The 18,898-nt window shown below is 67.9% G+C and carries 9 protein-coding genes; 6 read left to right on the top strand and 3 right to left on the bottom strand.

From position 1 onward, the window contains the following. Positions 1–98: 98 nt before the first annotated feature. Positions 99–3,716, top strand: a complete 3,618-nt coding sequence (locus F4X11_10720) for a carboxypeptidase regulatory-like domain-containing protein (GenBank protein ID MYN65486.1) — start codon at positions 99–101, stop codon at positions 3,714–3,716. Next, positions 2,471–5,848, top strand: coding sequence for a PQQ-binding-like beta-propeller repeat protein (locus F4X11_10715; protein ID MYN65485.1), 3,378 nt, complete (start codon positions 2,471–2,473; stop codon positions 5,846–5,848). Before F4X11_10720 ends, F4X11_10715 begins: the two co-directional genes overlap by 1,246 nt. A 57-nt stretch (positions 5,849–5,905) precedes the next feature. Here F4X11_10715 and F4X11_10710 read toward each other — a convergent pair whose 3' ends face one another. Next, positions 5,906–6,142, bottom strand: a complete 237-nt coding sequence (locus F4X11_10710; protein ID MYN65484.1) for a hypothetical protein — start codon at positions 6,140–6,142, stop codon at positions 5,906–5,908. Between the two features lie 336 nt (positions 6,143–6,478). On the opposite strand from F4X11_10710, the gene F4X11_10705 reads away from it, so the two are divergent. Further along, positions 6,479–8,830 (top strand): response regulator, encoded by a 2,352-nt coding sequence (locus tag F4X11_10705; GenBank protein MYN65483.1) that lies wholly within the window; start codon positions 6,479–6,481, stop codon positions 8,828–8,830. 29 nt (positions 8,831–8,859) lie between these two features. Here F4X11_10705 and F4X11_10700 read toward each other — a convergent pair whose 3' ends face one another. Beyond that, positions 8,860–12,186 (bottom strand): efflux RND transporter permease subunit, encoded by a 3,327-nt coding sequence (locus F4X11_10700; GenBank protein MYN65482.1) that lies wholly within the window; start codon positions 12,184–12,186, stop codon positions 8,860–8,862. A gap of 83 nt (positions 12,187–12,269) precedes the next feature. Here F4X11_10700 and F4X11_10695 point away from each other — a divergent pair, with 83 nt between their 5' ends. From F4X11_10695 to F4X11_10685, 3 genes are all read left to right on the top strand, one after another. Further along, positions 12,270–15,419, top strand: a complete 3,150-nt coding sequence (locus tag F4X11_10695; GenBank protein MYN65481.1) for an efflux RND transporter permease subunit — start codon at positions 12,270–12,272, stop codon at positions 15,417–15,419. A gap of 241 nt (positions 15,420–15,660) precedes the next feature. Next, the gene (locus tag F4X11_10690) at positions 15,661–16,092 is read left to right on the top strand and encodes a hypothetical protein (protein ID MYN65480.1); all 432 of its coding nucleotides are present in this window, start codon (positions 15,661–15,663) and stop codon (positions 16,090–16,092) included. An 87-nt stretch (positions 16,093–16,179) separates the two neighbouring features. Further along, entirely contained in the window at positions 16,180–16,653 is a 474-nt protein-coding gene (locus F4X11_10685; protein ID MYN65479.1) for a hypothetical protein, read from the top strand. A gap of 393 nt (positions 16,654–17,046) precedes the next feature. Here F4X11_10685 and F4X11_10680 read toward each other — a convergent pair whose 3' ends face one another. Next, complete coding sequence (locus F4X11_10680; GenBank protein ID MYN65478.1) at positions 17,047–18,846, bottom strand: PQQ-binding-like beta-propeller repeat protein; 1,800 nt, start codon at positions 18,844–18,846, stop codon at positions 17,047–17,049. Between the last annotated feature and the right edge of the window lie 52 nt (positions 18,847–18,898).

The raw sequence follows: 18,898 nt of genomic DNA, 5'->3' as shown, positions 1-18,898 counted from the left end.
GCTTCCGTCACACGACTGGCCGGCTGTAGAATTCGTGCGTACAAAATTCGGGACAGCACTTTCGACGAAGCGGCGTCGAGGCAACGACGTTCAGGAGAATCCCCTTGCGGCACACGGCTCGAATCGGCGGCAGGACGGCAATTGCGTTGGTAGCGGGAATCGTGCTCGCCGCGGTAGTTCCGGCGGCCGCGCAGCCTCTCACGTCGAGAGTGGAGGGGACGGTACAGGACGAAACCGGGTCCGTCATTCCAGGGGCGTTCGTGCTCATGACGCAGGTCGACACGGGCATCGTGTGGGAGACCATCACGGACGAGCGCGGACTCTATCTGTTCCCCCGGATGCCCCCGGGGACCTTTCGGGTGGCGGCGGGCGCCGCGGGCTTCGCGACGACCGTGGTCGAGGACGTCCGGGTGGCCCTGAACGCGCCCACGTCCATCGATATCGTCGTCGAGGTGGGGGCGGTGGCCGAGACCGTGGTCGTGGCGGCGGCCGGGCCGCAGTCGCTGCTGAACACGGCCAACGCGGAGCTGAACACCAACCTCAGCCGGGAGCAGGTCCGGGACCTGCCCCTGAACGGCCGGGGCGTCACGCAGCTCGCACTCACCCAGGCGGGGGTGACCGGCCCGGCCGGCGCGCGCACCGCGTCCATCAACGGCACGCGAGGGACCTTCAACAATTACACGCTGGACGGGGTCAACAATCAGGACACGTTCATTCGGACCGACGCCATGTTCGGTGACTTGCCCGTCAGGGAGAGCTTTATCGAGGAGATCAGCATCACGACCGGGAATGCGGATGTCGACGACGGCCTGGGTGCCTCGCAGACCCATTTCGTCACCCGCTCGGGAAGCAACTCGCTCGGCACCGAGGTCTTCTACTATCACCGGAACGAGGCGTTCAACGCCACCAACTTCTTCAACAAGGCCGCCGGCATCGACAAAGAGCGGCAGCGGGTACACGATTTCGGCTTCAACGTCGGCGGTCCCATCGTGAGGAACAAGGCGTTCTTCTTCCTCAACTACGAAGAACAGCGAGTGCCGAGCTCCGCGTCCGTGGTACGCACGGTCCTGACGGACCCCGCGCGGCGCGGCGACTTCAGCTACGTCAGGCAGGATAACGGCCAGGTGGCCTCGGTGAACCTGTTCAACCTGGCGGGCATCGCCCCCGATCCGGCCATGCAGTCACTGGTCGCTTCGACGCCGGGGCACAACGACGCCAGCGTGGGCGACGGACGGAACACGGCCGGGTACCGATTCAACAGCCCCGACAGCTCCAACGGCCGGCTGTTGGTGTTTCGCGGAGACTACGTGGTGAACCCGACCCAGTCGCTGAAGGGGACGTTTCATCGGTACAGCTTGGACACGCCGAACTCCGTGTTCAACAACATCGGTTCCGTGTTTCCGGGGCGGCCCGGGGCGGGCCAGGGTTCGTGGCGGATGCTCGGCTCGTTCGGCCTGACGAGCGCGCTCGGCCAGAACGCCGTGAACGAAGCGCTCATCGGTTACAAGGCCTCCAGCGTCTGGTTCGCCAACAACGAGACCTTTCCCGACGGCTATCGCCTGAGCTTCCCGGTACTCTCGAATCCCGTCCGGAGTTTCCTGGATCAGGGTCGCGATGACCGCAATCTGGAGCTCAGCAACAACCTGACCTGGGTCGCGGGAGCGCACACCATCAAGGTGGGCGGGGGCGCACGGTGGACGCAAGTCAACGCCTACAACGACGCGGGACTGCTGCCGACCTACTCGCTCGGCTTCGGCCCTGGAAGGCCGGACCCGCTCGTGCCCGGGTTGTTCCCCGGCGGGATCTCTTCCGACGAGCTGGACACGGCCTCGGGGTTGCTGGCGACGCTCGGCGGAGTCGTCGACGAAGCGGATCGGACCTTCAACGTCGTCTCGACGACCTCGGGGTACGTGGACGGAGCAACGAGGAGACGCATTCTTAGCCAGAATTTCATGCATTTTTATGCGGGAGACACTTGGCGAATCACCCCGGAGACCAGCCTGACTTTCGGCCTCAGGTGGGAGCTCCACACCGTCCCGGAGGAGACGCAAGGCCTGGCCCTGTTGCCGGTGGGTGGCGTCGAGGCGGTGCTCGACCCGAACGCTGTCGTCGACTTCGCCGGATCGGCGAATGGAAGGCCTTTCTTCAACAGCGACAGGAACAACTTCGCTCCGAATATAGGCGTGGCCCGGCAACTGACCGACAAGCTGGTCGTGCGGGCCGGGTACTCGCTGAACTACGTGCTCGACAACAACATGACGACCGTATCGAATGCGCTCGGCGCCAATGCCGGCCTGAGCCAGACCGTCGTGCTGCCGGGGGTCGGCGGCACGGTGAGCGGCGCGGGGCTGGTTCCCGTCGAGGCGCCCGAGTTCAACATTCCCCGGACCGCGCGCGATGGAATCCTGGCCGATTCCACGGCCGCCCTGTTTACGTTCGATCCCGACCTGCGCACCCCGTCCGTCCAGCAATGGAACGTCGGGCTGCAGTATCAACTCCTGCCGGATACCGCGGTCGAGGTGCGCTATGTCGGAAACCGCGGCAACGACCTGCTCCGCGCCGTCGACCTGAACCAGGTCCTGTTGCCGGACGCCTTCGTGGAGGACTTCAGGCGGGCGCAGCGGAACCTCGCCGCGAACGGCGACCCCGGGATCGGCGAAGCGCTGCGGGTCTTCCCGCGGCTGGGGTTCGGCGGCTTCCTGCAGTCGGGGGCCGTTCAGAACTGGATCAGAAACGGCGAGATCGGACAGTACATCGGGGGCTTCCTGGCCCCCAACCGGATCTTCTTCTTCAACGGGGAAGGCGGGGAGCGGTTCGGCGCAACGCTGCCGATAGGCTACTTCTATACCAATCCGAATACCTTCGTCGGCGACGTCGTCGGCAACCACGCGTTTTCCGAGTACGACGCGCTCCAGCTAGAGGTCCGCAGGGCCTGGCGCTCGGGACTCACCGCGCAGTTCAACTACACGTGGGGCCAGGTAACGACGGATTTCGCCGGCAGCCAGTCGAATTTCCGCGCGCTCTTCGACAACGCCCAGCCCGAGCTGGAGGTCATGCGTCCCTGGTACGACATCACGCACACCCTGAACGCCAATTGGGTGTGGGAGATCCCCGTCGGCGAAGGGCGGCGCTGGATGAACAACCGCGGCGCGCTGAGCGCGGTCGTCGGTGGCTGGGACTTGAGCGGATTCGTCCGAATGCATTCGGGCGAGGCGATCAACATCGTCTCCGGACGGGGCACCATCAACCGCGGCGGCAGCAGAGCGATGACCAACACGGTGCATCTCACCGGCATCGACGTCGACGAGCTGCAGCGTCAGACCGGCGTCTACCATCTCGAGGACGGCGGGGTGAGTCTGTTCGATCCCGGCCTGCTGGCCGAGGGGGGCGGGCTCGATCCCGATCTCTTTCGGAATCCGGAAATGCTCGAGGCCGGGACGCTGCCGATGTCGCCCATCAGCGGGCCGTGGTACGCGACGCTGGATGTCGGGCTCCGCAAGAACGTTCCTCTCGGGTTCTCACCGTCGGCGCGGGCGCAGTTGCGCATCGATTTCTTCAACGTCCTCAATCGCACCAACTTCAACGTCGGCAGCATTTCCGGTGTCGGCGGACTGGGCGTCGCCAATCGCCACGATCCGAACGACACGGAGTTCGGCTTGATCGACTCGGCGTTCTCGGCCCGCGAGATTCAGGTCGGCATGAGGCTCACGTTCTAGTAGCTTCCGCCGCAGAATGGGCGGGCGGCGTTTTGACGTTCCGAAACGATTTGTGCCATGTTCTCGCCATGTCCAAAACGCTTTCCGGTCGGCGTGCGGTGATCCGTTGGGCGGCGATCGCGGCCGTCGCGTGTGTGGGAACCGTTGGCGTGAGCGCGCAGGACGGCGCCGCCAGCGGCGAATGGCGTGTGTTCGGGGCGGACGCGGGCGCCACCCGCTACTCGCCGCTCGACGAGATTCATGCCGGCAACGTCGGCGATCTGGAGGTGGCCTGGCGCTGGAGCGCGCGCGACCAGGGAACGCCCCCGCCATCCGGCCGGACGCAGATCAGTCCGATCGTGGTCAACGGGGTCCTGTATACGACCATCGGCAACCAGCGCAGCGTGATTGCCCTCGATGCCGCCAGCGGCGAGCCCATCTGGAACTGGCACCCGGGCGACAACGAGCGCCGGTGGGGCGACATCATCGAGCCGGTGGCGCGCAGCGCCGGGCGCGGCGTGTCCTACTGGACCGACGGGGCGGGGGACGAGCGCATCTTCGTGGTGACGCCGAGCTTCCAGTTGGCGGCCCTCGACGCCCGGACGGGGAATCTCGTGACGGATTTCGGCACGGCCGGCGTCGTGGACATGATGGACGACCTGCGCTGGAGCGAGCGCCCGGCCGCGGAGCGGGCGGGCCGCGTGGCCAATACGTCGCCGCCCGCGATTCTCGGCAACGCGCTCGTGGCCTCGATCTCGCTGCATACCGGCAGCATTCCCACCCGGGCCTCTCCCAACGAGGTCTGGCCCATGAACATGCCCGGCGACGTGGTGGCCTACGACACCCGCACGGGCCGGACGCTCTGGCGTTTCAACACCGTCCCCAGGGAAGGTGAGTTCGGCGTCGAGACCTGGCTGGCGGCGGACGAGTCTCTGTGGAACGTGCCCACCGGCACCCACGATTGGGTGCGGGAGCGTCCGGAACTGCTCGATGCCTCCTGGAAGTACACGGGCAACGTCGGGCATTGGGCGCCGGTGACGGCGGACCCCGAGCTCGGCCTGTTCTACGTGGCCACCGAGACGCCCACGAACGACTACTACGGCGGCTATCGGCCGGGCGACAACCTCTTCGGCAACTCCGTGCTGGCGCTCGACGCCGAGACCGGCGAGCGGGCGTGGCACTTCCAGCTCACCCATCACGAGCTCTGGGACTACGACATCCCTGCCGCTCCCATCCTCGCGGACATCGAGGTCGATGGGGTCCCGATCAAGGCGTTGGTGCAGCTCTCGAAGCAGGGGTTCGCCTATGTCCTCGACCGCGAGACGGGCGAACCCGTGTGGCCGATCGAGGAGCGGGCGGTGCCGCCGTCGGATATGCCGGGCGAACGGGCGTCTCCTACCCAGCCTTTTCCCACCAGGCCGCCCGCGTTCGAACGCCAGGGCGTCACCGAGGCCGACCTGATCGACTTCACGCCCGAGCTGCGTGCCGAGGCGTTGCGGATCGTGGAGCAATACCGGCTCGGGCCCCTCTACACCCCGCCGTCCCTGATCGAGCCGGGCGTCAATCTCGGGACCATCGGGCTCCCCGGCGCGGGCGGCGGCGTCAACTGGCCGAGCGGTGCGGTGGACGTCGAGGCGGGTCTGCTTTTCGTGCCGTCGCAGACCCGGCCGACGGTGTTCGGGTTGACGGACGGTACCGAAGGAACCGGCGTGCGCTACCACATTTCGTTCGCCCGCGGCGTGCCGACCGTCCGCGACCTGCCTCTGCTGAAGCCTCCCTACGGCCGGATCACCGCGATCGACCTGACCGCGGGAGAGATGCTGTGGCAGATCCCGCACGGCGAGACGCCGGAGTACATCCGGCAGCATCCGGACCTGCAGGGTGTGGACGTGCCGCAGACGGGGATTCTCACGCAGAGCTCCGGGCTGCTTGCGACGTCCACCCTGCTGTTTGCGGGCGAGGGACAACGCGGGGGGCCGGTGCTCCGCGCCTACGACAAGCGAACGGGTGCGGTCGTCCACGAGATTCCTTTGCCGGGTGGACCGACCACCGGATTCCCGATCACCTACATGGCGGGCGGGCGGCAATACCTGGTCGTGGCGGCGCTGGACGAGGAGAGAATCGCGGAGCTGGTCGCCTTCTCGTTGCAGTGACCGCGGGAAGGCGTGTTCGAGGATTCCGGAACGTCGCGTCGGTGCGGCGCCGGCAGTTCAGCCCTCGAGGTCGGCGGCGAGCCCGGCGCGCCGAATGGCCCGGTTCACGAGCGCCCGCACACGGTCGTCGCGGCCGCGCTCCCGCAGGAGACCGGCGGCCTCCTCGAGCGCATCCGCGGCGAGGGTGCGTGCGTGGAGGGCGGCGACGTTCCTGTCGCCGGCCGTGCCGCGCAGAGCCGCGGCCACCAGCCGGTACCTGGTTCGGAAGTCGGCCGACAGGCCAGGGTGCTCCATGCTACCGGATATCCGCCACCGTCATGCCGCACTCCCGCATGACGGTCCGGTACTTCTCGTGAACCTGCCCGCGGACCCGCTCCGGCTGCAATCCCGCCGCGACGCGCACCGCGCCGGCCGCGCGCAACGCGACGGGTAGCACGTCGCATCCGCCGTGGCACGGTCATCGCGTCCCGTCTCGCGCCCGTCGATCCACATGTGCTGAAACCGGAAGCGTGATCGTAGCAGGATTTCAGTGATGTAATCATGATATCGTGCATACAGTGCGCGATAGAAAAGAGATAATTGCGGAAACGGAGCCGTAGGCAACGATAGTCGGGCCGGTGAGGTGAACCAGTGAAGGACAGTTCCGCCGCACTGCGGCGACAGATACAGTCGCTCGAGGAACGCGTCTCCCGGCTGAGCGCCGCCGTCCTGCGCATCAGTTCGAGCCTCGACCTCGACACCGTTCTGCAGGAGGTCGTCGACAGCGCCTGCGCCCTGGCCGGCGCCCGTTACGGGGTTATCACGACCGTTGACGACGCAGGGAACGTCCAGGAGTTCGTCACCTCCGGCTTCACCCCGGCCGAGAAGCAGCAGATGGTCGACTGGTCCGAAGGGCCGCGGCTGCTCAAGCACTTTTGCGACCTCAAGGCCCCGTTGCGGCTGTCGGACCTGCCCGTCTATGTCCGCGCGCTCGGCTTTTCCTCCGATCTGATGCGGTCGAAGACGATGCTGGGCACGCCGATGCGGCATCGCGACGACCACGTCGGCATCTTCTTTCTCGCCGAGAAGGAGGGCGCGCGAGAGTTCACCGACGCCGACGAGGAGGTCCTGATGCTGTTCGCCTCCCAGGCTGCGACCGCCATCGCCAACGCTCGCGCACACCGCGACGAGCGGCGGGTGCGGGCCGACCTGGAGACCCTGATCGAGACCTCGCCGGTGGGCGTCGTGGTCTTCGGCGGGGCTGGCGAGCCGGTGTCGTTCAACCGCGAGGCGCGGCGGATCGTCGAGGGCTTGAACATGCCGGGGCGCCCTCCCGAAGAGCTGCTGGAGCTGGTCACCTGCCGGCGAGCCGACGGGCGCGAGGTCTCCCTGGCGGCGTTTCCGATGGCGCAGCAGTTGAACAGCGCCGAGACGGTGCGCGCCGAGGAGATGACGCTCTCGCTTCCCGACGGCCGCAGCGTCACCACCCTGGTCAACGCCACGCCGATCCGTACGGCGGACGGGGCGGTGGAATCGATGGTGGTCACCTTGCAGGACCTGGCGCCGCTGGAGGAGTTGGAGCGGGTGCGCGCCGAGTTCCTGAGCATCGTGAGCCACGAGCTGCGGACGCCGCTGATATCGATCAAGGGCTCGGCGACCACCGTGCTGGACGCCTCGCCGCCACCCGAGCCGGCCGAGATGCTGCAGTTCTTTCGGGTCATCAACGAGCAGGCGGATCGGATGCGCGGCCTCATAGGCGACCTGCTCGACCATGGACGCGTCGTGACGGGCACGCTGTCGGTGTCGCCCGAGCCGGCCGAGGTCGCCGCGCTGGTGGACCAGGCGCGCAATGCCTTCCTGAGCGGCGCCGCCACGCGGGTCGTGAGCATCGACCTGCCGGAGGACCTGCCGCGGGTAATGGCCGACCGGACGCGGATCGTCCAGGTTCTCAACAATCTCCTGTCGAACGCGGCGAGGCACTCCCCCGAGTCGTTGCCCATCCGGGTCGCTGCCGAGCGCGACGGCGTGCATGTGGCGATCTCGGTGGCGGACAAGGGCCGCGGCGTCCCGGCCGAGGAGTTGCCGCGCCTGTTCCGCAAGCACGCTGCGGCGCCCGGCGAGTGGGCGCGCGGGGCCGGTCTGGGCCTGGCCATCTGCAAGGGGCTGGTCGAGGCGCACGGGGGCCGCATCTGGGCCGCGAGCGGCGGCCTGGGGCGTGGCACGCAGTTCACCTTCACGGTGCCGGTGGCCGAGGAGGCAGACGCCGCGGCTGCCGGCCCGGCGCGGCCCCGGTTGCGATCCCCGCGGCAGGGGCAGGAGCCGAAGTGCATCCTGGTGCTCGACGACGACCCGCAAATGCTGCGCTACGTTCGGGAGGCGCTGACCAGGGCGGGGTACTCCCCGGTCGTAACCGGCGACTCGGCGGAGCTGGCCGACCTGATCAGGACGCACAGACCCGCGCTGCTGCTGCTGGACTTGCTGCTCCCCGAAACGGACGGCATCGAGCTGCTGGAGCGCGTCCCCGAGGTGGGCGACCTGCCGGTGATCTTCATCTCGGCCTACGGTAGGGACGAGACGATTGTCAGGGCGCTCGATGCGGGCGCCGCCGACTATATCGTCAAGCCGTTCTCCCCGTCGGAGTTGACCGCGCGGGTGCGGGCCGCCCTTCGCCGACGGGCCGAACCCGAGCCGTTCGTGCTTGGGGAACTGACCATCCACTACGACGAACGCCGGGTCGCCGTGGCCAATCGGCCGGTGGAGCTGACGGCCACCGAGTTCGAGCTGCTCCGCGTGCTCTCGGTCAACGCGGGGCGGGTACTGACATACGACGCGTTGCTGCGCCAGGCATGGGGCAAGCGGGGTCGAGGGGCCAGCGACCCGAAGCTCGTGCGCGCGGTCGTGAAACGGCTCCGCCGCAAGCTGGGCGACAGCGCGGCCAGCCCCGCTTATATTCGCAACGAGCGCGGGGTCGGCTACCGCATGCCCGAATCGGGCGGCCTCTGAGCTCGCACGCCGTCGCCGGGCGCGCCGCGTCAGGCGTCGGAAGCAGGACGGGACATGCGTGGCGCGGCTCCGAGCGATGCCGACACCAACCGCGGCAGGCGCTGCAGGTCGTCGAGGATCGCGTACGCGATCGGCACCAGAAACAGCGTAATGACGGTGGCGAACAGTACGCCGAAGGCCAGCGAGACCGCCATCGGGATCAGGAACGCCGCCTGCATGCTGCGGTCGGCCATCATCGGCGCCAGGCCGGCGAAGGTGGTCAGGGACGTGAGGACGATGGGACGGAACCGCTGGCCGCCGGCTTGCCGGATGGCGTGCTCGAGACCGGCCGGGGCGGATTGCGGCGCAGAGGGCGGGCGGCTTTCCGGGGCACCGGTTCCGGCGGGGAGGTTCCGCTCCCGGTTGATGAAGTCGACCATGATCAGACTGTCGTTGACCACGACGCCGGTCAGGGCGACGAAGCCGAGCACCGACGTGACCGTGACGTCGAGCCCCATCACCAGATGGCCCCACAGCGCGCCGACGAGGCCGAACGGGATGGCGCCCATGATGATGAGCGGCTGCGCGTACGACCGCAACGGGATCGCGAGCAGCCCGAAGATCAGGATCAGCGCCAGCACGAACCCCACCTGCAGGCCGCTCACGACTTCCTCCTGCGCTTCCTGATTGCCCCTGAACGTGTAGAACACGGCGGGGAATTCGGCGAGCACCTCGGGGAGGATACGCTCCCGAAGATCGGCGATGAGGTCCGAGGTCGACGCGACCTGCGGGTCGACCGACGCGGTCACGTTCACGGCGCGGCTGCGGTCGATGCGCCGGATCGAGGCAATGCCGCGCCCCGGCTCTACCAGCGCCACCTGGCTGAAGGGGACCTCGCCACCCTCCGGCGTGCGGACGCGCATGTTCTCCAGGTTGCCGAGCGAGCGCCGCTGCTCGCGGGGGTAGCGCACCATGACGCGGACGTCGTCCCGCCCGCGCTGAATGCGCTGCGCTTCCTCGCCGTAGAACGCCTGCCGGACCTGGCGTCCCAGGTCCTGCAGCGTCAACCCGAGCGTCTCGGCGGCGGGACGGATAGCCAGCCGCATCTCCGCCTTGCCGGTGCGCATCGAATCGGCGATCGCATAGACGCCCGCATACTCGGCCAACCGCCCCTTGAGCGCGTCGGCGGCCTCCCGCAAACGTTCGAGGTCCCGCCCGGACAGTTCCACGTCGACGTCCTCCCCGGAGCTCAGCAGCGACGTGTGGAAATCGACCGCGACCGCTTCCGCGACCCTGCCGGTCTCCTCGCGCCACAGGATGCCGAGCTGCTCGCTGGTGTGCGAGCGTGTCTCCGTGGGGGCCAGCTCGATGGTGATCTCGCCGACGTGGGAGGCGGCCACGAGGTCGGCGTCTATCCGTCCCAGGCCACCACCGCCGCTCGCCTGCACCGGCTGGTCGCCGATGGTCGTCGCCACGTGCCGGAAGTAGTCGACGCCGGTCTCCGCTTCCAACCTCGCGCGGAGCCGTGCGGCTCCCGCCTCGAATCTCGCGACCGCCGCCGAGGTGGCCGCGGCCGGCGTGCCCAGCGGCATCGTGATCGAGGCGGTCATGAATTCGTTCTCGACCGACGGGGCGAACTGGAAGCTGGTCCAGCCGCCGAGCGCGACGCCGCCGCTGAGGATCAGCGTGGACAACCCGATGGCCGCCGTGACGTAGCGCCAGCGGAGCGCGGCGTCCAGGGCCGGTTCGTAGCCCCTGCGGACGATCCACCCGAGTACGCCGGCGATGTGCTGCTGAAACCGGCGCCACGGGCCGGCCCGGTCGCGGCGCCGGCCGTGCGCCAGGTGGGCCGGCAGGATGCCGAGCGACTCGAGCAGGGAGAAGAGCAGGCAGGGAAGAACGACCAGCGGAACGACCTGGAACAGCGCCCCGAAAACGCCCGGTACGAACAACAGCGGCAGGAACGCCGCCGCCGTCGTCAGGACGGCGTAGACCACCGGCTTGCCGATCTCGCGTGCTCCCTCGATGGCGCCGCGCAGGCTGTCTGCATGCCGCTGCTGGTGGCGGTGGATGTTCTCGCCGACGATGATGGCGTCGTCGACCACGATCCCGATGACCAGGATGAAGGCGAAGCACGAGACCATGTTGAGGCTCACGCCCAGGTTCGGCATCAGGGCGAGGGCGCCGAGAAAGCAGATCGGGATCCCGAGGCTGACCCAGAAGGCGAGGCGAATGTCCAGAAACAGCGTCAGGACGACGAACACGAGGACGAAACCGGCGGCGCCGTTGCCCAGCATGATCGCCAGACGGTCGGTCAGCACCTCGGACTGGTCCTGCCAGATCGTCAGCGTTATCCCTGCGGGCAACCAGGCATCCGCCCGCCGGACGTAGCTGCGCACCCCGGCCGCGACGTCGAGCGCGCTCTGCTCGCCCGAGCGGTAGACCGACACCGTGACGGCGGGGACGTCGTCGAAGCGGGAGCGCTGATCGGTCTCCGCGAAGCCGTCGACCACGGTGGCCACGTCGCCCAGCAGCAGGCGGCTGCCGTCCGGACGGGTCCAGAGCACCAGGCTCTCGTAGTCTTCGCCGCGGTAGGCCTGCCCGACGGTGCGCAGCAGGATCTCGCCGCGTGCGCTGCGTACCGAGCCGCCGGGCAGATCCAGCGAGGAGCGTCGCACCGCGTCCGCCACCTGGTCGAACGTGATCCGGTGCCGGCGCAGCGCCACCTCCGAGACCTCGATGGAGATCTCGTACGGTGGAACGCTCACGATCTCGACCTGACCGACCTCGGGCAGGGCGAACAACCCGTCACGCACGCGCTCGGCAATCGACTTCAGCGTGGCGACGTCGGTGGCGCCGGCGATGGCGATGTCCGTCACCTGGTTGCGGGAGATCAGCTCGCGGATGATCGGCTTCTCCGTCTCGACAGGAAATGTCGTAATGGCTTGGACGTTGTTCGTCACCTCGTCGAGCACGCGCTGCGAGTCGGCGCCGGACTCGAGCTCCACGATCACCGACGCGCCGCCCTCGGACGCGGTCGACACGATCTGCCGCACGCCGTCGATGTTCTGGACGGCTTCCTCGATGCGAACGACGACCCCGGACTCGACTTCCTCCGGCGCCGCCCCGAGATAGGGCACCCGGATTCCGATGCGCCGGAGATCGATCTCCGGCATCACCTCTTCGGTGACCGCCGCGGCGCCGGTGAAGCCGCTCACGACGATCAGCATCATCAAGAGGTTCGCGGCAACCGGGTTGCGGGCCAGCCAGCCGATCGCGCGATTCATGACGCCTCTCGCCGACCGCGGCTGCTCGCCACCATGACCGGTTCGTTCCGCCTGCGCGGGCACGTTCCCGAGTCGATTCCCGGCCGGCATGGAGAGTCGGTCACGTTGACGCTCACGTGCGTCTATGCTATTCGCTCGGCAGGAAAAACCTGAACTCGTCACCGCAGGCGGCCATGAGCACTACACGCACCGAACCGACGCCTCAGCCGGAGGCTGCCGCGAAGACCGGTCCGATCGGCTACTTCGCTGAGAATCCCGTCGCCGCCAATCTGATGATGCTGGTCTTCATCGCGGGGGGGCTTGCATCGGGGCTCCTGCTCCCGGTTCAGAACTTCCCCGCCATGGATCTGCGGACCGTCACCGTCACCGTACCGTCGCCGGGCTCATCGCCGCGGGAGGTGGAGGAGGACATCGTTCGCCGCGTGGAAGAGAGCGTGGTCGGTCTGGCCGGTGTAGAGCGGGTCGTGGCCACCGCCACCGAAGGCGTGGGCTTCGCCAGGATCGAGATCGCGACCTTCGCCGATGCGGACAGCGTACTGCACACGGTGCGGAATGCGGTGGACGCCATCGAGAACTTCCCGCCGCAGAACGCGGAACGGCCGCAGATAGAGCTGGCGCGGCTGTCCGTCGAGGCGATGACGCTCGCCGTCTCGTCGTCGATCGTGAGCGAGAACGAGTTGCGACTGGCGGCCGAAGACGTACGCAGCGAACTGCTGGAGCTGCCGTCCATCTCGCTGGTGACGCTCCGTGGCACGCGTGACCGGGAGATAGCAATCGAGCTCAGCGAGGAAGAGCTGCGGCGCAACGACCTGTCGACCGCCCAGGTGTCCGCCGCGGTGCAACGCGCATCCCTCAACCTGACGTTCGGGGAGCTGCGCACCGAGTCCGGGGGCGTGGTGCTGCACACCGTCGCCAAGCGCAGCATCGGCGAGGAGTTCGAGGACATTCCGCTCATCACGCGGCTCGACGGGACCATCGTGACGGTGGGCGACGTGGCCCGGATCCGCGACGGGTTCGTCGACGACGACATCGTCTCCGAGGTGAATGGCGCGCCGGCCGTGTTCGTGCGCGTCGACGCGACCGACCGGCAGTCGATCATCGACATCGCCGACGACATCCGGGGCTGGCTCGCAGGCTACGAGCCGCCGCCCGATGTCGCACTCAGCGTCTGGGACGACCGGGCGCAGCCGGCCGTCGACCGGATGTCGGCGGTTGCGAGAAACGCGTTGGCCGGCGCGATCCTGGTCTTCGTCCTGCTCCTGCTCGTGTTCGACCTGCGCGCCGCAACCTGGATTGCGGTCGGCATCCCGTTCTCCTTCATCGGCTCCCTGCTGTTCTTCGGTCCGGCCGGCCTGACCCTGAACCTCGGGACGCTGATTGGCTTCTTCCTGATGGTCGGCCTCGTCGTGGACGACGCCGTGGTGGTAGGCGAGAGCATCATCACCGAACGCGACAAGGGCAGGCGTGGGGCGGCGGCGGCCGCCGCGGGCGCCAGGGCGGTAATGGGTCCGATAACCATCGGCGTATGCACCACGCTCCTCGCGTTCGTACCGTTTCTGTTCGTGACCACGCCCGTGATCCAGTTGGTCTACGTATTCACGTATGTCGCGTTCATCGTGCTCTCCGTGTCTCTCATCGAGGCGTTCTTCATCCTGCCGGCCCATCTTTCGCACGACGAGCGCTGGAGTCTGGAGCCGTTGCGTACGCTTCAGGACCGTGTATGCGCCGGGATAGACGCGATGCGCGATCGTACCGTGGCGCCGGCCGTGTCTTGGTCCGTGCGCCACGTCTCGTCGACGCTCGCCGGCGGGGCCGCGCTGGTGCTGTTCGCCCTGCTGCTGCTCGGCAGCGAGACGGTTCGCGTGATCGTCTTCGATGCGGAGACGAACCCCACCGAGAACGTGCAGGTGGACCTGCGTCTGCCGGTCGGCACGCCGTTCGGGACGACCCGCGCTGCGGCCGAGCAGGTCGTGGATGCCGCGTACGCGATGAACGAGCAGCTTCCGGGAGTGTCGTTCGATTCGCTCGGCATGCTCGTCGGCAACGTCGTGTCGTCGGGAACGTCGACGGTGACGGACCCGGAGGATCCCAACGGCAGCCACCTTGCGAGCGTGCAGGTCAAGCTCAACGAGCGGCCGGTCCGTCAGGCGTCGCCCGCGCAGATGGAACGGGCGTGGCGCCGGAACATGGGTGCGCTCCCGCAGGTGGAGAGGATGGAGATCCGGACCACGGGCGTTCGTCCCAGGCCCACCGTCGCGTATGCGCTCCAGCACGACGACGCGGAGACGCTGGGGAAGGCCGCCGCCGAGTTGCAGGCCTTTCTGGCGACGATTCCGGGCGTCTACGAGATCGCGGACAGCCTGTCGCTCGGCAAGCGCCACATCGAGATCGAGCTCACCCCGGCCGGCGAGGCGGCGGGACTGACGCCGGCCGCGATAGGCATGCAGTTGCGCGCCAACTTCCACGGCATGGAGGTCCAGCGGATTCAGCGCGGCCATGAAGAACTGCGGGTCATGGTGCGGTACCCGCACGAGCGGCGCCGCAGTCTGCGGGAGCTGGCCGACGAGCGCGTCCGCCGGGCGGGCGGCGGCGAGATGCCACTGTCCATGGCGGCGAATCTGACCGAGAGTCGCGAGCTCGCGGCGTTGATGCGCATCAACGGCATCCGGACCGCAACGGTGGAAGCGCGAACGGACGCGGCCGTGATCACCCCCGACCAGGCGCGTCGCAGGGTAGTGCAGGAGATCGTCCCGGAGTTGCGCGCGAAGTACCCCGGCCTGACCGTGGGGCCGGAAGGCGGGGAGCGTGACGAGCGCGCCATGGTGGAGACGTTGGGATTGCTGGTCCCCGTCGTGCTCATCGCGATGTACGCGCTGATGGCGGCGTTTCTCCGGAGCTACTGGAAGCCGCTGGTTGCCGTCGCCGGTTTCCCGATGTCGTTCGCCGGCGCCGTCCTCGCGCACTGGGTGCTCGGGTGGGATCTCGGCGCCATGTCGTTCCTCGGGCTGATCGCCGTCTTCGGGGTCGTTGTCAACGATGCCCTGGTGCTGCTGGATCGCTACAACACGATTCGCCTGGAGAACGCGATGCTCCCGGCCATCGCGGCGGCGTCCGCGGCGGCGCGCATCCGCTTCCGGGCCGTGCTCCTGACGACCGCGACCACCGTCCTGGGGCTGTCTCCCCTGCTCTACGAACGCAGCGACGACCTCATATTCGTCGTCCCGTTCGTCGTGAGCATGATCGGCGGCCTGATCCTGTCGGGAGCCTTCACTCTCCTCGTCCTGCCCGCGCTCGTGATGATTGCCGAGGGAGCCAGCGAATAGACGGCTGGGTGGTCTGCCGCAGCCCGTTCCAGGATGACGGATGTTCCGACCTCACGCACGCGAAAGCCGGATGGCCGGCGGACGGCGCGGCGAACAGTCGCATCTCGCACGCTCGACATCAGCCGGCCGACGGTGTTGAACTGGCGCGCGCGCTTCTCACCGATGGACTCGATTCGGTTGGGGAGGTACGTTCTGGCCGCGGACGCAAGCCCGAGATCACAGCCCACCAGGTCCTGCCATCGTGCATGCCACCTTGCACGAGACGCCGCCGGGCGCCACGCATTGGAGTTTTCGCTCGATGGCCAAGGCAGCCGGGGTGAGCCGCTCGACCGTCCAGCGCATCTGGGACGCGCACAGCCTGCAGGCGCACCGCATCACGACGTTCAAGTTGTCGAAAGACCCGGCCTTCGTCGAGAAGCTGACCGACGTCGTCGGGCTCTACCTGAACCCGCCGAACAAGGCCGTGGCGCTGTGCGTGGACGAGAAGCACAAGAAGTTTCGCAAGTGGCTGGCCGCTCGCCCGCGCTTCAAACTGCACTTCACGCCCACCAGCGGTTCGTGGCTCAACCTCGTCGAGAACTGGTTCAGCAAGCTGACGCAGCAACGCCTTCGCCGCGATGTTCTCTGCAGCGTGCAGGAATTGGCGGGGCACACGAAGAGGAAGCGTTGTTGACAGAACGAGCTGGCGCGTGCGGCCGCCATCGCGTGCGCGGAGCGGGTGAACCTGGCGGTGGCAGTTGATCACTATAGAATCAGGAACATGCGACCCAACTTGCTCACTCAGGACATGCCGCGCTTGCTTCTCGGGCTCGCGATTGTCGTCGCAGCGTGCGACGGTTCCAGTCCCGCAGCGCCGTCACCGTACCCCGATGTCGCCGGTGCCTACTCGGGGACCGTAGTGCTCGTGGTGGACGAGCTTGGTCAGGAGCCGATCAACGGCACCATGCGGATCGATGTCACCCAGTCCGGTTCGCAGGTGACGGTGAGCGGCTCGATGTCGTTGTTCGGCGAGACTGAGGAGATCGGGACGGTCACCGGAACGATCAACGAGGCCGGAGAGTTCATGTTCCCCGGCGACAGCTTTGTCAGCGAGGCGGCGAATGACCCCGACTGCGGCGAGCACGGCGTCACCATGTCACTCGTGTTCTCGGACGGGACGGCAACGTTCGGCCAGGTGGTAGAGACCGCCGAGTGTGGGCAGTTCCGCCTCAACGCGACGCTGACGAAGGAATGATGAGTCTTGAGACGCTTGGTCAGCGGCCCGGCTGTATCCAGGCAGGTCGGAACAGCATCTGGCATCGTCCTCGCCGCGAACGACACTGACGGCCCCGACGCCGAGCCTCACTCTGAGGCGATCCACCTCTCCAGAAAGGCGATCGCGCCAGAAGTTATCCCCGCCTCGCCTGACCTCGGTCAGTTCTTCCCGCAGCTCGTCAAGACACAGCTCATGGTGCTTGGCCATTACCCTCACAGACCGGTTGCCGCAAGCCGGAACGGCCGGAACCCGGAACACCGGAACCTGACGTGGGACCTCAGCTCGGTGGTCCTGACATCGTGGTAACGTACGTGGCAAATGTCGTTTCTGTATTTCAGTAACTGGTTTGTAAATAAACAGGTTACAGAAATATCAGTTCTGTAGCGCGAAGACGAACAGGTTGTTGCCGTTGCTCGGGCGCAGCTCGGGCGTCAACTGCAGGAAGCTCGCCGTGGTCGCGGCCGGTCCCGTGCCCACCGCGATGTACTGCCGGCCGTCGACGGCATAGCTGATCGGGAAGCCGGAGACGGGAGACCCGAGGTTGATCTCCCACAGTACCTCGCCGGTCTCCTGATCGAAGGCGCGGAAGCGGCCGTTCGCGTCCCCGCCGAAGACGAGGCCGCCGCCGGTGGCGACGAGCGACAGGGTCGCGGCCCGCTGCTGGTGCAGCCACTTCGTTTCGCCGGTCTCCGCGGAGATGGCGTAGACGGTGCCGAGCTGCTCGGTGCCGGGCGCCAGCTCGTGGCGGACGGCCAGGGCGTAGATGCGGTGCGAGGCGTCGGGCGAGGTCGTTGCCAGGAGCCGCTGGCACATGTTGCGCAGCGGCATGTACATGGTGTTGGTCAGCGGGCTGTAGGCGCCCGCCTCCCAGTCCTTGCCGCCGTGCATGTTGGGGCAGGCGAGGACCTGCTGTCCCTCGGCGGTGAAGATCACCTCGGCGTTCTCGGTCACCGCCCCGGTCGCGCCGTCGATGTGGCTGATCACGTTCTGGGCGATCGTCGGGGTGGCCCAGAGGAACTCGCCCGTCTCGCGGTCGAGGGTGTAGACCAGGCCGGTCTTGCCGGGGATGCCGGTCATCACCTTGCGGACCTCGCCCGGCCGGATGCGCGGGTTGATCCAGCTCACTGCGTCCGGGTCGGGCGCGACCGCGGTGTCGAGCAGGATGCGCTCGAAGGGGTGGTCGAGGTCCCAATGGTCGTTCATGTGCTGGTAGTACCAGCGGATCTCGCCCGTGTCGACGTCGAGGGCCAGCGTGGAGTTGTGGTACAGGTGCGTGTTCTCGACGCCGCCGAGCATGAACTTGGGGGCCGGCGAGGTGACCGACGTGCCCTGGTAGATGAGGCGCAGCTCGGGGTCGTAGCTGGCCGGCATCCAGGTGCCGACATGGACCCGTTGCTCGTAGGGCACGCCGCCCCAGGTCTCGTCGCCCGGCTCGCCGGGCGCCGGCACGGTCCGGCGGCGCCACAGCTCCTCGCCGGTGAGCGCGTCGTGCGCGACGATCACGCACGATTCCGGGCCCCCGGCGGGGCGGCAGCTCCGCCCGGAGATCACCTTGCCGTCGGCGATGATCGGCCCCGAGCTGTGCCCGGCAGGGGTCTCCCGGTAGTCGAAGATCTGCGTTTCCCAGGCGATCTCGCCGGTCGCGGCGTCGAGTCCGAACGCATAGCTGTCGTCGCTGGTGTTGATGATGAACCGATCGTAGATCGCGATGTTGCGGTTGTTGCGCGAGTTGCCGCCGACGTACTGGTACACGTCCTCGGGCAGGTCGCGGCGGTGCGCCCAGATCAGGTCACCGGTCGCCGCGTCGATCGCCTCGATGACGTCGCTCGCCTGCGGCATGTAGAGGACGCCGTCATACGCCAGCGGCGTGCCCTCCTGGCGCCCCGGCGCGAGCGCGCGCGTCCAGACCATGCGCAGATCGCCGACGTTCTCGCGGTCGATCCGGTCCAGCGGGCTGTAGGCCCAGCCGTCCAGCGTCCGGCGCCAGGTCAGCCAGTCGCCGGCGGCCGGGTCCTGGAGCATCGCGTCGGTCACCGGCACGAACTCGTCCGCGGCATCGGCCTGGGCGGCCACCGTTGTCGGCGCGAGGAGGGCGGCGGCGACGGCCAGAAGCATCGTCGGGACGAGCGGCCGGCGGGCGATTGTCGAGCGGATCGGTGTGGCGTTCGGCATGGTGGGGCAACCGTAGCACGATCCCGGCACGGAACGCCGACTGCCGTCTCCC

The sequence above is a fragment of the Acidobacteriota bacterium genome, from assembly GCA_009861545.1.
GTDB lineage: Bacteria > Acidobacteriota > Vicinamibacteria > Vicinamibacterales > UBA8438 > WTFV01.
The sequence above is the reverse complement of the archived record's forward strand: the minus strand, read 5'-3'. Positions and strand labels throughout refer to the sequence as shown.

Excerpts from the sequence above, each read along its gene's own strand:
- F4X11_10715 (MYN65485.1), top strand. The coding sequence starts at position 2,471 with ATGGAACGTCGGGCTGCAGTATCAACTCCTGCCGGATACCGCGGTCGA.
- F4X11_10710 (MYN65484.1), bottom strand. The coding sequence starts at position 6,142 with ATGGAGCACCCTGGCCTGTCGGCCGACTTCCGAACCAGGTACCGGCTG.
- F4X11_10700 (MYN65482.1), bottom strand. The coding sequence starts at position 12,186 with ATGCCGGCCGGGAATCGACTCGGGAACGTGCCCGCGCAGGCGGAACGA.
- F4X11_10695 (MYN65481.1), top strand. The coding sequence starts at position 12,270 with ATGAGCACTACACGCACCGAACCGACGCCTCAGCCGGAGGCTGCCGCG.
- F4X11_10685 (MYN65479.1), top strand. The coding sequence starts at position 16,180 with ATGCGACCCAACTTGCTCACTCAGGACATGCCGCGCTTGCTTCTCGGG.
- F4X11_10680 (MYN65478.1), bottom strand. The coding sequence starts at position 18,846 with ATGCCGAACGCCACACCGATCCGCTCGACAATCGCCCGCCGGCCGCTC.